Source organism: Streptomyces sp. NPDC048504, assembly GCF_043200035.1.
GTDB lineage: Bacteria > Actinomycetota > Actinomycetes > Streptomycetales > Streptomycetaceae > Streptomyces.
Genome location: NZ_JBICXA010000007.1, coordinates 389397 through 404916, shown reverse-complemented (window position 1 = coordinate 404916; position 15520 = coordinate 389397). Strand labels below are relative to the sequence as shown.

At 70.6% G+C, this 15520-nt stretch carries 11 protein-coding genes; 9 read left to right on the top strand and 2 right to left on the bottom strand.

The window, feature by feature from the left end:
• Positions 1-93 precede the first annotated feature (93 nt).
• Positions 94-294 (bottom strand): helix-turn-helix transcriptional regulator, encoded by a 201-nt coding sequence (locus ACGFY9_RS20200; protein WP_393755815.1) that lies wholly within the window; start codon positions 292-294, stop codon positions 94-96.
• Between the two features lie 548 nt (positions 295-842).
• Positions 843-1802, bottom strand: a complete 960-nt coding sequence (locus tag ACGFY9_RS20195) for a helix-turn-helix domain-containing protein (protein ID WP_393755813.1) — start codon at positions 1800-1802, stop codon at positions 843-845.
• 269 nt (positions 1803-2071) lie between these two features.
• Between ACGFY9_RS20195 and iolC the strand changes: the two genes are divergently transcribed.
• The 9 genes from iolC (at position 2072) to ACGFY9_RS20150 (ending at position 15487) form a co-directional block, all read left to right on the top strand.
• Positions 2072-3037: a 5-dehydro-2-deoxygluconokinase gene (gene iolC / locus ACGFY9_RS20190; protein WP_393755811.1), complete on the top strand. Its 966-nt coding sequence runs from the start codon at positions 2072-2074 to the stop codon at positions 3035-3037.
• Positions 3038-3186: 149 nt separating this feature from the next.
• The gene (locus ACGFY9_RS20185; RefSeq protein ID WP_393755971.1) at positions 3187-4056 is read left to right on the top strand and encodes a deoxyribose-phosphate aldolase; all 870 of its coding nucleotides are present in this window, start codon (positions 3187-3189) and stop codon (positions 4054-4056) included.
• A 10-nt stretch (positions 4057-4066) separates the two neighbouring features.
• Positions 4067-4906: a 5-deoxy-glucuronate isomerase gene (iolB, locus tag ACGFY9_RS20180; RefSeq protein WP_393755809.1), complete on the top strand. Its 840-nt coding sequence runs from the start codon at positions 4067-4069 to the stop codon at positions 4904-4906.
• On the top strand, positions 4903-6786 hold the full coding sequence (gene iolD, locus ACGFY9_RS20175; protein ID WP_393755807.1) for a 3D-(3,5/4)-trihydroxycyclohexane-1,2-dione acylhydrolase (decyclizing): 1884 nt from the start codon (positions 4903-4905) through the stop codon (positions 6784-6786). The genes iolB and iolD overlap by 4 nt, the downstream gene beginning before the upstream one ends.
• 14 nt (positions 6787-6800) lie before the next feature.
• Entirely contained in the window at positions 6801-8303 is a 1503-nt protein-coding gene (gene mmsA / locus ACGFY9_RS20170) for a CoA-acylating methylmalonate-semialdehyde dehydrogenase (RefSeq protein ID WP_393755805.1), read from the top strand.
• Positions 8304-8511: 208 nt separating this feature from the next.
• Positions 8512-9945: an APC family permease gene (locus tag ACGFY9_RS20165; protein WP_393755803.1), complete on the top strand. Its 1434-nt coding sequence runs from the start codon at positions 8512-8514 to the stop codon at positions 9943-9945.
• A 160-nt stretch (positions 9946-10105) separates the two neighbouring features.
• The gene (locus ACGFY9_RS20160; RefSeq protein WP_393755801.1) at positions 10106-12886 is read left to right on the top strand and encodes an alpha/beta fold hydrolase; all 2781 of its coding nucleotides are present in this window, start codon (positions 10106-10108) and stop codon (positions 12884-12886) included.
• The gene (locus ACGFY9_RS20155; protein ID WP_328683247.1) at positions 12883-13746 is read left to right on the top strand and encodes an ABC transporter permease; all 864 of its coding nucleotides are present in this window, start codon (positions 12883-12885) and stop codon (positions 13744-13746) included. Before ACGFY9_RS20160 ends, ACGFY9_RS20155 begins: the two co-directional genes overlap by 4 nt.
• A gap of 148 nt (positions 13747-13894) precedes the next feature.
• The gene (locus ACGFY9_RS20150; protein WP_393755799.1) at positions 13895-15487 is read left to right on the top strand and encodes a von Willebrand factor type A domain-containing protein; all 1593 of its coding nucleotides are present in this window, start codon (positions 13895-13897) and stop codon (positions 15485-15487) included.
• Positions 15488-15520 lie beyond the last annotated feature (33 nt).

The window sequence follows — 15520 nt, the reverse complement described above, 5'->3', positions numbered from 1 at the left end:
AGCGGATAGTCGGATGACTACGGCACGCGCTTTCCGCGTCGGCGCCGGGCGCCCGCGTCGCGGCACGGGCGCCCGGTCCCTCACCGGCTCGGCTCAGTCGTCTCCGCGACCCCGGTTCCGGGGCCGGGAGGCCACCCACGCCCGGACCGTGTCCGCGTACCAGAACGGTTTGCCGCTCTCCACATGGTCGGGTGGGGGCAGCAGACCGTGCTTGCGGTACGAGCGGACGGTGTCGGGCTGGACCCGGATGTGGGCCGCGATTTCCTTGTACGACCAGAGCCGTCGGTCGGTCATGAGTGCACCTCCCTGCGCGCGCCGCGGCGGCGGCCGGGGGCGGCCGTCGGGGGAGCCGTGCGCTGCGCTGGCGATCACAAGCGTGTGCCGGGTGAACGACACGCAGTGAGGGATGGGAAGCGCCTGTCGACCGGGTGTGACGCAAAACCCGCGTACACGCGATATGTGTGACACGAGGGGGGCTTTTGTGACACACGTGACGCAAAGGCGCACGCGGGCGCGGGGGCGCGGCGCGTTGACGTGCGGGGCGGGGTGTGCTGGGGCGGCGAGGTGGACCGGACGTGTTGAGACGGGAGGCAGGGCGGCTCTGAACTCCCGCGCTGGCCCCGAGCGAGGTAGGCCGGATCTCCCGCCCCGGCAAGGCGCCCCGGGCCCCCGCCTCACCCCCGGCCAAGGCGGGCCGGACCCGCTGCGTCACCCCCCCGGCCAAGGCGGGCCGGACCCGCTGCGTCAGGTCCGGCCCGCTGCCCCCGCATCCCCCGTCGGACCGGTGACCCGCTGAAGACCTCGCGGCCCCGGGGATCAACCGGCCAGGCGCTCAGCCTGCATCAACGTGCTCGGCCGGTCTTGGAGAAATCCGCACCGCGGCCCGGGGCGATCAGCAGACTCGTCGCCTCGCCCGTCATCCGGTCCCCGGCCGGCATCCCGGACCGCGCCACCGCCGGACTCACCCGCGCCACCGCGAACTGCCCCGGCGTACACCCCGTCATCGCCCTGAACTCGCCGCTCAGGTGCGCCTGGTCGTAGAAGCCGCAGACCGCCGCCGTCTCCGCCTGGCTGTGGCCGGACGCGAGGAGCCGCCGGGCCCGTTGCAACCTCAGCACCCGTGCCGCCGCCTTGGGGCCGAGGCCGATCTGTTCCCGGAAGCGGTTCTCCAACTGCCGTACGCTCCAGCCCACTTCGTCCGCCAGCCGGGGCACCGGCACCGAGCCCCGGGTCCGCACCAGCTCCGACCAGGCCCGCACCACCCGCTCCGAACTCGGCGTGCCGGCCGCCGTCCAGCGGGTCAACACGTCGTCCAGCAGCCCGAATCGGGCCGCCCAGGTCGGCAACGCGGCGAGCGCGGCGGCCAGTTCGCCGATCCCGGCCCAGCGGGAGCCGAGTACGTGCGGGAGTTCGTCCGGATCGACCACCCGGTCGGCGAGTTCGTGCTGAGCCGTGCCGAACAGCGTGAACGCCGCCCACGGCATCAGCAGGACCTCAACTCCCGCGAGCCGCCCGCTGTGTTCGCCGAGCGCCGCAGTGGTCGTAGGCCCGCAGAACACGGACCCCAGCGTCACCGTAGGCCGCCCCGCCCGCGAGATCCGCACCGCCCCCTCGAACCCGAGCAGCAACGTCGCCGCCCCGATCGGCGCCTCCAGCCGCGCCCGGGGCCGCGCCAGGTCGAGCCGCATCCCCCGATAACTGATCACCCCGGGCCGCAGCCGGGCGTGGGGCGCGGCGAGCGCGGTCTCCCAGGACCCGTCGGGCCCGTGCCCGCGCCGGGTGTGCACGGCAGCAACAGACATCCACTGATAGTCCTACGGGACTGCAGCGCCCCGATAGGGGCGCGGGGAACTGCGCGCTCAGCCACAGCCGGACCGCACTCGACAAACAACGGGACACAACCGTCACAGTGCAAGCCCTTACCCCCAACCCACCCCCGTCTCGTCCGAATGTCTGGACAAAACATTGACAGGGCTCGGCCACCGGGACTACAAACCGTGGAGAGCCGAAACGAAGCCGCTCCGCATCCGGTCCTCAGGGGGACCGCACGCGCGGGCGCGAAGGGAAGTCGATGGCGTACGACCTGATCACCATGGGGCGGCTAGGGGTGGACCTCTATCCGCTGCAGACGGGCGTGCCGCTGCCCCAGGTGACGACCTTCGGGAAGTTCCTCGGCGGCTCGGCGGCGAACGTCGCGGTCGCCGCCGCCCGGCTGGGCCGCGAGGTCGCCCTGGTCTCGCGCACCGGCGCCGACCCCTTCGGCACCTACCTGCACGAGGCGCTGCGCGACTTCGGCGTCGACGACCGCTGGGTCACGCCCGTCCCGGACTACCCGACCCCGGTCACCTTCTGCGAGATCTTCCCGCCGGACGACTTCCCGCTGTACTTCTACCGGCAGCCCAAGGCCCCGGACCTGGAGATCGACGCCCACGACCTGGATCTGGACGCGATCCACGAGGCCCGCATCTTCTGGATCACCGGCACCGGCCTGAGCGAGGAGCCCAGCCGTACGGCCACGCTCGCGGCCCTCGCCCACCGCGCCAAGTCCGGTACGACGGTCTTCGACCTCGACTGGCGGCCGGCGTTTTGGAAAGATGCAGCCTGGAAGGACCCGAGCGAGGCCCGCCCCTTCTACGAAGAGGCCCTGCGCCACACCACCGTCGCCGTCGGCAACCTCGACGAGGTCGAGGTCGCCACCGGCGTACGCGAACCGCACGCCGCCGCCCGCGCGCTCCTGGACGCCGGTGTCGAACTCGCCGTCGTCAAGCAGGGCCCCAAGGGCGTCCTGGCCGTGCACCGCGACGGTACGACCGCCGAGGTGCCCCCGCTGCCCGTGACCGTCCTCAACGGACTCGGCGCCGGTGACGCCTTCGGCGGCTCGCTCTGCCACGGCCTGCTGTCCGGCTGGGACCTGGAGAAGATCATGCGGCACGCCAACGCGGCCGGCGCGATCGTCGCCTCCCGCCTGGAGTGCTCGTCCGCGATGCCCACCGTCACCGAGGTCGAGGACGCCGTCGCCGCCGGAGCGGTCCTGTGAGGGCCGGCCGCGTGGCGGGCGCCGAGCACGAGCACGAACACGAGGGCGGCGACGGTCTCACCGGCCCTTCGAGCCCCACCGATCCCTCACGCCCCACCGATCCCTCACGCCCCTCCGGTCACGAGGGCGGCCCCGGCCCCCGCGTCGACATCTCGGAGCTCGTCCGCGTCCGCGCCCGGCACCCCGAGGCGATCGCCGAGGCCGCCGCCCGCCGGGTCCGCCGCCCACTGCTCAACGACGCCGGCCGGCTGATGATCGTCGCCGCCGACCACCCGGCCCGCGGCGCGCTCGGCGTCGGCGACCACAAGTTCGCCATGGCCAACCGCGCCGAACTGCTCGAACGCCTCTGCCTCGCCCTGTCCCGGCCCGGCGTCGACGGCGTCCTCGCGACCGCCGACATCCTGGACGACCTGCTCCTCCTCGGCGCCCTCGACGGCAAGGTCGTCATGGGCTCGATGAACCGCGGCGGCCTCCAGGGCGCCGGCTTCGAACTCGATGACCGCTTCACCGGCCACCGCGCCCAGGACATCGAGCGCCTCAACTTCGACGCGGGCAAGCTGCTCCTGCGCATCGACTACGACGACCCGGGCTCCCTCACCACCCTGGAGTCCACCGCCCGCGCCATCGACGACATGGCCGCGCGTCAACTCCCGTTGTTCGTCGAGCCGTTCATCAGCCGCCGCACGGACGAGGGCAAGCTGAAGAACGACCTCTCCGCCGATGCCGTCATCAAGTCCATCGCCATCTCCTCGGGCCTGGGCGGCACTTCGGCCTACACCTGGCTCAAGCTCCCGGTCACCGAGAACCCGGACGACATGGCCCGGGTCATGGAGACCTCCACCCTCCCCGCCGTGCTCCTCGGCGGCGAGGTCGGCGACGACCAGGACGGCGCCTACGAGAAGTGGCGCGGCGCCCTCCAACTCCCCACCGTGCGCGGCCTGGTGGTCGGCCGCTCGCTGCTCTACCCGGCGGACGGAGACGTCGCCGCCGCCGTAGACACCGCCGTGGGACTGCTGTGAGGGCCGCGTTATGACGACCGCCGAGCCGTACGTCCCCGAGCTGTACGTCCCCAAGGGCTCCGCCGCCAACGCGCAGTACGCCGTGGACATCGACCCCAAGCGGGCCGGCTGGACCCACAGCAGTCTGCGGATCGTCGAGCTGGAGCCGGGCGGGACCCACCACTTCACCACCGGTGACAGCGAGTGGGTCGTGCTTCCGCTCAGCGGTGGATGTACCGTGCGAATTGCGGACGAAGAGTTCCAACTCCTGGGCAGGGAAAGCGTGTTCGCCGGAGTCACCGACTTCGCGTACGTGCCCCGAGACGCCCAGGCCAAGATCGCCTCCGGCGCGGGAGGCCGCTTCGCCCTGGCAGGAGCGAAGTGCGAGCGACGACTCCCCGCTCGCTACGGCCCCGCGCCGGAGGTTCCGGTGGAACGACGCGGCGACGGCACCTGCCTGCGCCGCGTCCGCAACTTCGCCTCGGCCGACGCCTTCGCCTGCGACAAGCTGATCGCGGTCGAGGTCGTCACGCCCGGCGGCAACTGGTCCTCGTATCCGCCCCACAAGCACGATGAACAACGGCCGGGCGAGGAAGCCGAGTTGGAGGAGATCTACTACTTCGAGATCGACGGCCCGAACGGTTTCGGCTATCAGCGCGTATTCCCCTCCCGTGAGGGCGGATCCGACGTCCTCGCGGAGGTCCGCTCCGGCGACGCCGTGCTCGTGCCCGATGGCTGGCACGGCCCGTCGATCGCCCAGCCGGGTCACGACATGTACTACCTGAACGTCATGGCGGGGCCGGGTGGAACGAGGGAGTGGCGGATCTGCTTCCACCCGGACCACGTTGAAAGCACAGGTGGTTACCGATGACCTCGACGACGAGGCTGACGGCCGCACAGGCACTCGTACGGTTCCTGTCCGTCCAGTACACCGAACGCGACGGCGCACGGCGGCGGTTGATCGACGCGACCTGGGGCATCTTCGGCCACGGCAACGTGGCCGGCCTCGGCCAGGCCCTCATCGAGTACGCCGACGACATGCCGTACCACCAGGGCCGCAACGAACAGTCCATGGTGCACGCGGCAGTCGGCTACGCGCGTCAGTCGAATCGCCTGTCCGCACACGCCGTTACGACGTCCATCGGCCCCGGCGCCACCAACCTCGTCACCGGCGCCGCACTCGCCACCATCAACCACCTCCCGGTCCTGCTCCTCCCCGGCGACACCTTCGCCACCCGCGTCGCCGACCCGGTGCTCCAGCAGCTCGAAGTCCCGTACGCGGGCGATGTGTCGGTCAACGACTGTCTGCGCCCGGTGTCGAAGTACTTCGACCGCATCACCCGCCCCGAGGCGCTGATCCCGGCGGCGCTGCAAGCCATGCGCGTACTGGCCGACCCCGTCGAGACCGGAGCCGTAACTCTCGCTCTCCCGCAGGACGTTCAGGCCGAGGCATACGACTGGCCGGACGAGTTCTTCGCCGAACGCACCTGGTACGTACGGCGACCGGCCGCCGACCCGGCCGAACTCGCCGACGCCGTAAGGGCAGTTCGCGCGGCCAAGCGCCCCTTGATCATCGCGGGCGGCGGAGTCCACCACAGCCGCGCGGAGTCCGTCCTCGCGGATTTCGCGTCGGCCACCGGAATCCCCGTCGCCTCCACCCAGGCCGGCAAGGGTTCCCTGAACCACGACCACCCCCAGGACGTCGGCGGCATCGGCCACACCGGCACCGCGACCGCCGACGAACTCGCCCGCCTCGCCGACCTGGTGATCGGCGTCGGCACCCGCTACACCGACTTCACCACCGGCTCCCACACCCTCTTCGAACGTCCCGGCGTCCGCTTCCTCAACCTCAACATCGGTGCCTACGACGGCCACAAGCTCGCCGGACAGCCGTTGATCGCGGACGCCAGGAGAGGACTCACCGCGCTGGCCGAGGAGTTGGGCCCCGACGAGTACCGGGTCACCGCGTCGTACATCGCCGAGTACCGCGAGGACAAGGAGCGTTGGGAGCAGCGCGTCGACGCCTGCTACGAGGCGGAGGAACCCGACATACGCCCCACACAGCCCCAAGTGCTGGGCGCGCTGGACGAGATCGTCGACGCGTCGGACATCATCGTCAACGCGGCCGGTTCGCTCCCCGGCGATCTGCACAAGCTGTGGCGGACGCGGTCGTTCGACCAGTACCACCTGGAGTACGGCTACTCCTGCATGGGCTACGAGATCCCGGCGGCGATCGGCGTGAAGCTGGCCGCGCCGGACCGGCCGGTGTGGGCGCTGGTCGGCGACGGCACGTATCTGATGATGCCGACGGAGATCGTGACCGCCGTACAAGAAGGCATCGCGATCAAGGTCCTGCTGATACAGAACCACGGGTACGCCTCGATAGGCGGCCTGTCGGAGTCGGTGGGCGGTGAGCGCTTCGGCACCGCCTACCGCCACCAGGCGGACGACGGCACCTACACCGGCCCCCCGCTGCCCGTCGACCTCGCCGCCAACGCGGCCAGCCTCGGCATGCGCGTACTGCGCGCGAAGACCGTCAGCGACCTGCGCGAGGCACTCGCCGTGGCGCGGGCGGCCGACACTCCCACATGTGTCTACGTGGAGACCGAAACCGCAGACACAGTGTCGGGCGCGCCTCCCGCGCAGGCCTGGTGGGATGTACCTGTGGCCGCGACCGCGACCCGATCGTCCGCGGTCAAGGCACGTGAGCTGTACGAACGGCACGTCTCCACTCGACGCCGCCATCTGTGAAGGAGTTCTCGGTCATGACGAAGATCGTCAACCACTGGATCGGCGGCAAGACCGTCGAAGGCGCGTCGGGCACGTACGGGCCGGTCACCGACCCGGCGACCGGCGCGGTCACCACCAAGGTCGCCTTCGCGACCGTCGACGAGGTCGACGCGGCCGTCGCCGCCGCCAAGGACGCCTACGCGACCTGGGGCACCTCGTCCCTCGCCAAGCGCACCACGATCCTGTTCAAGTTCCGCGCGCTGCTGGACGCCAACCGGGACGCGATCGCCGAGCTGATCACGGCCGAGCACGGCAAGGTGCACAGCGACGCGCTGGGCGAGGTCGCGCGCGGCCTGGAGATCGTCGACCTGGCGTGCGGGATCACCGTGCAGCTGAAGGGCGAGCTGTCGACCGAGGTCGCCAGCCGCGTCGACGTCTCCTCGATCCGCCAGCCGCTGGGCGTGGTCGCGGGCATCACGCCGTTCAACTTCCCGGCCATGGTGCCGATGTGGATGTTCCCGATCGCCATCGCGACCGGCAACACCTTCGTCCTCAAGCCGTCCGAGAAGGACCCGTCGGCGTCCCTGAAGATCGCCGAACTGCTCGCGGAGGCAGGCCTCCCCGACGGCGTCTTCAACGTCGTCAACGGCGACAAGGTGGCCGTGGACCGCCTCCTGGAGCACCCGGACGTCAAGGCGGTGTCCTTCGTGGGCTCGACGCCGATCGCCCGCTACATCCACACCACCGCCTCCGCGAACCACAAGCGCGTCCAGGCCCTGGGCGGCGCCAAGAACCACATGCTGGTCCTCCCGGACGCCGACCTCGACGCGGCGGCGGACGCGGCCGTGAGCGCGGCCTACGGCTCGGCCGGCGAGCGCTGCATGGCCATCTCGGCCGTCGTAGCGGTCGGTTCGATCGGCGACGAGCTGGTCGAGAAGATCCGCGAGCGCGCCGAGAAGATCAAGATCGGCCCCGGCAACGACCCCACGAGCGAGATGGGCCCGCTGATCACCGCGGTCCACCGCGACAAGGTGGCGTCCTACGTCACCGGCGCGGCGGCCGAAGGCGCGGAGGTCGTCCTCGACGGCACCGGCTACACGGTCGAGGGCTTCGAGGACGGTCACTGGATCGGCATCTCGCTCCTCGACAAGGTGCCGACGACGGCGAAGGCGTACCAGGACGAGATCTTCGGCCCGGTGCTGTGCGTCCTGCGCGTCGACACGTACGACGAGGGCGTGGCGCTGATCAACAGCTCCCCCTTCGGCAACGGCACCGCGATCTTCACCCGCGACGGCGGCGCTGCCCGCCGCTTCCAGCTGGAGATCGAGGCCGGCATGGTGGGCGTCAACGTCCCGATCCCGGTCCCGGTGGGCTACCACTCGTTCGGCGGCTGGAAGGACTCCCTCTTCGGGGACCACCACATCTACGGCAACGACGGCACGCACTTCTACACCCGCGGCAAGGTCGTCACCACCCGCTGGCCCGACCCGGCGGACGGCCCGTCGGGCGTGGACCTGGGCTTCCCGCGCAACCACTGATCAACACCGAGCAGCACCGAGTGGGGCCGTCCGTATCGCGGACGGCCTCATTTTTTCGGCTACGACGGCTGCGGTTCCCGTACCGAGCCGAACCGGGACCGGTACTGCGTCCGAGTGTCGAATAGGCCACTCCAGCCGCTCTGGATCAACGAATTCCGTAGGTGAACACCCATTGACGTGATGGTTTCCGTCAATGTTCCATCAGCGCGTGACCGACACCCTCCCCACTGCCGAGGCCGCCGTTTCCGAGGCGACGTCGGACAGCTCCCAGAGCCGGCGTCCGCAGCAGCTGAAGCGTTCCATCGGCATCGTCGGCGGCACGCTCCTCACGCTCTCCTGTGTGACACCGGCCTCCACGCTCTTCGTGGTCGTCCCCGACCTGTTCGGCTCGCTCGGCACCGCGACCGCCCTCACGATCGCGATCGGCTCCGTCCTCTGCATCGCCGTGGCGTTCTGCTACTCGGAGCTGGGCACCCTCATCCCCAGCGCGGGCGGCGAGTACGCGATGGTGTCGACGCTGGCGGGCCGCTTGGCGGGCTGGCTGGTCTTCGTCCTCTCGCTCCTGGTCGTGATGATCGTCCCGCCGGTGATAGCGATGGGCACGGCGGACTACCTGGCCCCGATCGCCCACCTGAACCCGTCCATGACCGGCGCCGGAGTGATGATCCTGGCCACCCTGGCGGGCCTGTTGGACCTGCGCGCCAACGCGTGGATCACGGGCATCTTCCTGGTCCTGGAGGTCATAGCGGCGGGAGTCGTAGCCCTGCTCGGCTTCACGCACAGCCAACGAGGCCTGGGCAGCCTGACCTCGATGCAGGTAGCGGGCGCGGGCGGCCACACGGACACGGTGACGGCGATGCTGGTGGTCTCGGGCCTGGCGATAGCCCTCTTCGTCACGCAGGGCTTCTCGACGGCGGTCTACCTCTCCGAGGAACTGGAGAACCCGCGCCGCAACGTGGCCCGCACAGTCCTGGCCACCCTCGCGATCTCGACGGTGATCATCCTGGTCCCGGTGGTGGCGATCACGATGGGCGCGAACGACCTCTCGACCCTGACCGGCGGAGACATCAGCACGATGGTGACAGCCTGGTCCAACTCCGCGGTGGGCACCTTCGTCAGCCTCTGCGTCGCCCTCGCGATCATCAACGCCGGCATCGTCATGGTCATCCAGAACTCCCGGGTCCTCTTCGCCTCGGCCCGCGACAAGGCCTGGCCCGACCCGGTCAACACTCTCTTCTCCAAACTCGGCCGCTTCGGCTCCCCTTGGGTGGCCACGCTCGCGGTAGGCATCCCCGGCGCGATCCTCTGCTTCGTCAACCTGGACACCCTCTACGGCGTGACAGGCGTCTCGGTGACCGGCATGTACCTCCTGGTCGCGGCAGCCGCCCTACTCTCCCGACGCGGATCCCACCGCCACACGCACGCGTGGCGCATGCCGCTATGGCCCGCCATGCCGATCCTCTTGATCGCAGTCCTGGCCTACATCCTCACCCAGCAGGAGACGACGTACTTGCTGTGGACGGGCGGCATAGTGACGGCGGCCACTCTCTACTGGGCCCTGTACTTGCGCCCGCGCAGGGAGACGCGCTGGCTGATCTCACTCCCCGAGGAGGACGAAGCCCCGAAGGGGCAAGTCCTCTAGGGGCGCGGGGAACTGCGCGCTCAGCCCCAACGCACCCGCACCCGGCAGCAAACAGCACCACCCGAGCTATTGGCCGTACACCAAGCGCGGTACACACCTAACCCCCGGTTCACCCCAGGGTCTGCCCCAACTGTCAGAGACGCCCCGTACCGTTGAACGCATGGATCTTCGACTGCCCGGGCTGCAAGGCCTACGACGACTACGACCCCCCCGGCGCTGGCTAGCAGCCACCGCAGCCGTCGTCGTGCTCGCCGCCGCCGGCACCTGGACGGCCGCAGCCTCGGACACCACACCTCCGGTCCACCAGTCGGACCGGATGATGGCGATCGACGGCGTCACCCTGGACACCTCGTACTTCACAACGGGCGGATCAAGCCGCCGCCCAGCCGTCCTCCTGGCGCACGGCTTCGGCGGCAACAAAGAAGACGTACGAAAAGAAGCCCAAGACCTCGCCCGTGACGGCTACGCGGTACTCAGCTGGTCCGCCCGAGGCTTCGGCAAGTCGACCGGCAAGATCGGCCTGAACGACCCGTCCGGCGAGGTCAAGGACGTATCGAAGCTGATCGACTGGCTGGCGAAGCAACCGGACGTCCAGCTCGACAAGCCGGGCGACCCGCGCGTGGGCATGGCAGGCGGTTCCTACGGAGGCGCGATCTCCCTCCTGGCCGCCGGCTACGACGACCGGGTCGACGCGATCGCCCCGGCGATCACGTACTGGAACCTCGCGGACGCCCTCTTCCCGAACGGCGTCTTCAAGAAGCTCTGGGCCGGCATCTTCATCAACTCCGGCGGGGGCTGCGCCAAGTTCGAGCCCGCGCTGTGCCAGATGTACGACAGGGTCGCCGAGTCCGGAAAGCCGGACGCCCAGGCCCGCGCACTCCTGGAAGCCCGTTCACCCTCGGCCGTGGCGACGCACATCAACGTGCCGACACTCCTGCTCCAGGGCCAGACGGACTCCCTCTTCCCGCTCGGCCAGGCCGACGCCGCCGAGAAGGCGATCCGCGCGAACGGCGCCCCCGTGGACGTCGACTGGATCGCGGGCGGCCATGACGGCGGCGACATGGAGACGAGCCGCGTGCAGGCACGCGTGACGTCCTGGTTCGACCGGTACCTGAAGGACGACAAGAACACCGACACCGGCCCCGCGTTCCGCGTCACCCGCACCGGAGGCGTCGACTCCACGGACGGCGCGGCCCTGCTGCGCGGCGCGAGCGGCAGCGCCTACCCGGGCCTGGAGAGCGACCCGCGCACGATCGCCCTGACCGGCCGCCGCGAGCAGTCCTTCGCCAACCCGGCCGGCGCCAGCCCACCCGCGATCTCGGCCCTGCCGGGCCTCGGCAGCACCGGCGGCCTCTCGCAACTGTCCTCCCTGGGCATCGGGGTGTCCCTCGACTTCCCCGGCCAGTACGCGGCGTTCGACTCAGCCCCCCTCACTACCGGCCTCCGCATCACCGGCTCGCCCACGGTCACCGTCCACGTCAAGTCGACCAGCGACGACACCGTCCTCTTCGGCAAGGTCTACGACGTAGGCCCGGGCGGCACCCAACAGGTGCTCCCCTCCCAGCTGGTGACCCCCCTCAGGGTCGACGGCACCAAGTCCGGCAAGGACGTCACGATCACCCTCCCGGCCATCGACTACGACGTCCAGAGCGGCCACCGCCTGCGCCTGGTCCTCGCCTCGACGGACCTCGGCTACGCCTCCCCGGCGGCCCCGGCGACGTACACCGTCACCCTGAAGAGCGACCTCAAGGTACCGACGGCTCCCGGCGTCACCACCGCCGCGGCGACCCTGCCGTCCTGGGTGTGGTGGCTCCCGCTCGCGGGCGCGGCGATCGCGCTGGCACTGCTCCTGACCGGACGCAGGCGTACGACGTCGACACCCCCCGCCCCCGAACTGTCCGAAGTCCCGCTCCAGATCACCGACTTGAGCAAGCGGTACGCGAAGTCGGCGGACCGGTACGCGGTACGGGACCTGTCCTTCCGTGTCGAGAAGGGCCAGGTGCTCGGCCTCCTGGGCCCGAACGGCGCGGGCAAGACGACCACCCTGCGCATGCTGATGGGCCTGATCAAGCCGGACGCCGGCGAGATCAGGGTCTTCGGGCACGCGATCCGCCCGGGCGCACCGGTGCTGTCCCGGGTGGGCGCCTTCGTCGAGGGCGCGGGCTTCCTCCCGCACCTCACCGGCCGCGAGAACCTGGAGCTGTACTGGCAGGCGACCGGACGCCCGCCCCAGGACGCCCACTTGGAGGAGGCCCTGGAGATCGCGGGTCTCGGCGACGCGCTCGCCCGCGCGGTCCGCACCTACTCCCAGGGCATGCGCCAGCGCCTCGCCATCGCCCAGGCCATGCTCGGCCTCCCCGACCTCCTCATCCTGGACGAACCGACCAACGGCCTCGACCCGCCCCAGATCCGCGAGATGCGCGAGGTGATGATCCGCTACGCGGAAGCAGGCCGCACGGTCATCGTCTCCAGCCACCTCCTCGCCGAGGTCGAACAGTCCTGCACCCACCTCGTGGTCATGGACCGCGGCCGCCTCGTCCAGGCGGGCCCGGTCGCCGAGATCGTCGGCTCCGGAGACACCCTCCTGGTCGGCCTCGCGGCGGACATCCCCGACCCCTTGGTGGAGAAAGTGGTGGCCCTGCCCGGGGTCGAGTCGGCAACACGAACAGAGGGCGCCCTCCTGGTACGCCTGACGGCAGCGCCCCAAAGGGGCGCGGGGAACGGCGCGCCCAGCCACGACGGCGCAGTAGATGAACAACTACAAGTCGCCGCACACTCAGGCACCCTCGCAACCGCCACCCGCGAAACCGACGGCACTGAAACACTCACCGCCGCCCGCCTCCTCGTAGAGCTGGTCCGCCTGGAGGTCCCGGTCTCCTCCCTCGGCCCCCACCGCCGACTAGAAGACGCCTTCCTCACCCTGATCGGAGGTTCCGCATGAGCACGCTCGCCGAGCCCGTCGAGGTGGCCTCCGGCTACCGGGCCGGCCGCACCCTGCCCCTACGGGTGGAGCTGGTCCGGCAGTTGAAGCGGCGCCGCACGCTGGTCATGGGCGGCATCCTCGCCGCGCTGCCCTTCATCCTGGTCGCCGCCTTCGCGATAGGCGGCACCCCGGGCGACCGCGGCTCCCAGCTCACACTGATGGACACGGCCACCTCGTCCGGCGCCAACTTCGCCGCGGTGAACCTGTTCGTGTCGGCGGGCTTCCTGCTGGTCGTCCCGGTCGCCCTGTTCTGCGGGGACACGGTCGCCTCGGAGGCCAGCTGGTCCTCCCTGCGCTATCTGCTCGCGGCACCCGTGCCGAGGGCCCGCCTCCTGTGGTCCAAGCTGGTCGTCGGGCTGAGCCTCAGCCTCGCCGCGATGATCCTGCTCCCGCTCGTCGCCCTCGCCGTCGGCACCGCCGCCTACGGCTGGGGCCCCCTGGAGCTGCCCACCGGCGGCGCGATCGGCGCGGGCACGGCGGCCCAACGCCTGCTGGTCGTCGTGGCGTTCATCTTCGTGTCCCAACTGGTCACCGCAGGGCTCGCGTTCTGGCTCTCGACGAAGACCGACGCACCCCTGGGCGCGGTCGGCGGCGCGGTCGGCCTGACCATCGTCGGCAATGTCCTGGACGCCGTCACGGCCCTCGGCCACTGGCGTGACTTCCTGCCCGCGCACTGGCAGTTCGCGTGGGCGGACGCCGTACAGCCCCATCCCGAGTGGTCCGGCATGATCCAGGGCACGGCGGTCTCCGTTACGTACGCCATCGTGCTGTTCGCCCTGGCCTTCCGGGGTTTCGCCCGCAAGGACATCGTGTCCTAGGTCACCGGAGGATCTCCCACCGGTCTCGACGGGCCATGATCGCGACCTCTTCGAGACGCTTCCGCAACTCCCCGTAGCGCACATTCCCGCCCCCTCCGCCGTCACAGTCGCAAGAAGCCGACGTCAACGGACCGAGGGGGCACGGGAGATGAAGACCCACCAGACGCACCGAACACGACCGAGGCAGGAGCACGCGCACCACCGTCCCCGGCGACTGCGCGCCTCCCTGCTCGCCCTCACCGCCGCGAGCGGCCTGCTGCTCACGGGCTGCGGCGCAGGCGGCAGCAACAACTCCAGCAGCTCGAACGCGGCGAACCGCACCGGCTTCCCGGCCCCGGCCCCGCCCGTCGCCACCGGCGGTGACAACAGCAGCGAACAGGACGGTGAGCAGACCGGCACCCCAGCCGACAAGGTCGCCCCGTCCCCCGACTACCTCTCCACCTTCGCCCTCGACGTGGACACCGCCTCCTACGGCTACGCCCGCCGCGTCCTCGCCGACGGCCGGCTCCCCGACCCGTCGACGATCCGCCCCGAGGAGTTCGTCAACAGCTTCCGCCAGGACTACGACCGCCCCGACGGCAACGGCTTCACGGTCACCGTCGACGGCGCCCGCACCGACAGCTCCACCTGGTCCCTCGTCCGCGTCGGCCTCGCCACCCGCACCGCCGACTCCGCCGACGAACGCCCGCCCGCCGCCCTGACGTTCGTGATCGACGTCTCCGGCTCGATGAGCGAGACGGGCCGTCTGGACCTCGCCAAGAAGTCCCTCGACGAGATGACGGACCGACTCCGCGACGACGACTCGGTCGCGCTCGTCACCTTCAGCGACGAGGCCGAGACCGTCCTCCCGATGACCCGCCTCGACGGCCACCGCGGCCAAGTCCACGACGCCATCGACGAGTTGGAGACCCAGTCCTCCACCAACCTCGGCGCGGGCGTCGAGACCGGCTACGCCACCGCCACCGAGGGCCTGCGCAAGGGCGCCACCAACCGCGTCGTCCTCATCTCCGACGGCCTCGCCAACACCGGTGACACCAGCGCCGATTCGATCCTCGACCGCATCGCGGACGAACGCCGCGACCACGGCATCACCCTCTTCGGCGTCGGCGTCGGCAGCGACTACGGCGACGCCCTGATGGAGAAACTCGCCGACAAGGGCGACGGCCACACCGCGTACGTCTCGGACGACGCCGACGCCCGCAAGGTCTTCGTCGACCAGCTCCCGCAGAACATCGACCTCACCGCCCGCGACGCCAAGGCCCAGGTCGCCTTCGACCCCGAGACGGTCGCCCAGTTCCGCCTCATCGGCTACGAGGACCGCAAGGTCGCCGACGACGACTTCCGCGACGACAACGTCGACGGCGGCGAGATCGGCCCCGGCCACACCGTGACCGCCCTCTACGCCGTCCGCACCAGGCCCGGCGCCGACGGCCACCTCGCCACCGCGAGCGTCCGCTGGCTCGACCCCGACACCCGCGCCCCGCACGAGAATTCGGGCGAACTGGAGACCGACGCCCTGCACGACTCCCTGAGCAGTGCCCCGACCACCTTCCAAGTCACCGCCGTGGCCGCCTACTTCGCCGACACCCTCCGCTCACCCGAGGACAGCGCGGGCACCCTGCCCGGCAACCCAGGCCTCGGCCAACTCGCCGCCCGCGCCCACGCGTTGGCGAAGGAAACGGAAGACACGGATGTACGACAACTCGCAGAGGCGATCGACGAGGCGCGCCGAACCAACTGAACCCACCGGAACCGCACAGACCCCATTGACCTT

What these genes read in the sequence shown, in the direction of transcription:
- ACGFY9_RS20200 (WP_393755815.1), bottom strand. Translation starts at nt 294, where the DNA reads ATGACCGACCGACGGCTCTGGTCGTACAAGGAAATCGCGGCCCACATC.
- ACGFY9_RS20195 (WP_393755813.1), bottom strand. Translation starts at nt 1,802, where the DNA reads ATGTCTGTTGCTGCCGTGCACACCCGGCGCGGGCACGGGCCCGACGGG.
- iolC (WP_393755811.1), top strand. Translation starts at nt 2,072, where the DNA reads ATGGCGTACGACCTGATCACCATGGGGCGGCTAGGGGTGGACCTCTAT.
- iolB (WP_393755809.1), top strand. Translation starts at nt 4,067, where the DNA reads ATGACGACCGCCGAGCCGTACGTCCCCGAGCTGTACGTCCCCAAGGGC.
- iolD (WP_393755807.1), top strand. Translation starts at nt 4,903, where the DNA reads ATGACCTCGACGACGAGGCTGACGGCCGCACAGGCACTCGTACGGTTC.
- mmsA (WP_393755805.1), top strand. Translation starts at nt 6,801, where the DNA reads ATGACGAAGATCGTCAACCACTGGATCGGCGGCAAGACCGTCGAAGGC.
- ACGFY9_RS20160 (WP_393755801.1), top strand. Translation starts at nt 10,106, where the DNA reads ATGGATCTTCGACTGCCCGGGCTGCAAGGCCTACGACGACTACGACCC.
- ACGFY9_RS20155 (WP_328683247.1), top strand. Translation starts at nt 12,883, where the DNA reads ATGAGCACGCTCGCCGAGCCCGTCGAGGTGGCCTCCGGCTACCGGGCC.
- ACGFY9_RS20150 (WP_393755799.1), top strand. Translation starts at nt 13,895, where the DNA reads ATGAAGACCCACCAGACGCACCGAACACGACCGAGGCAGGAGCACGCG.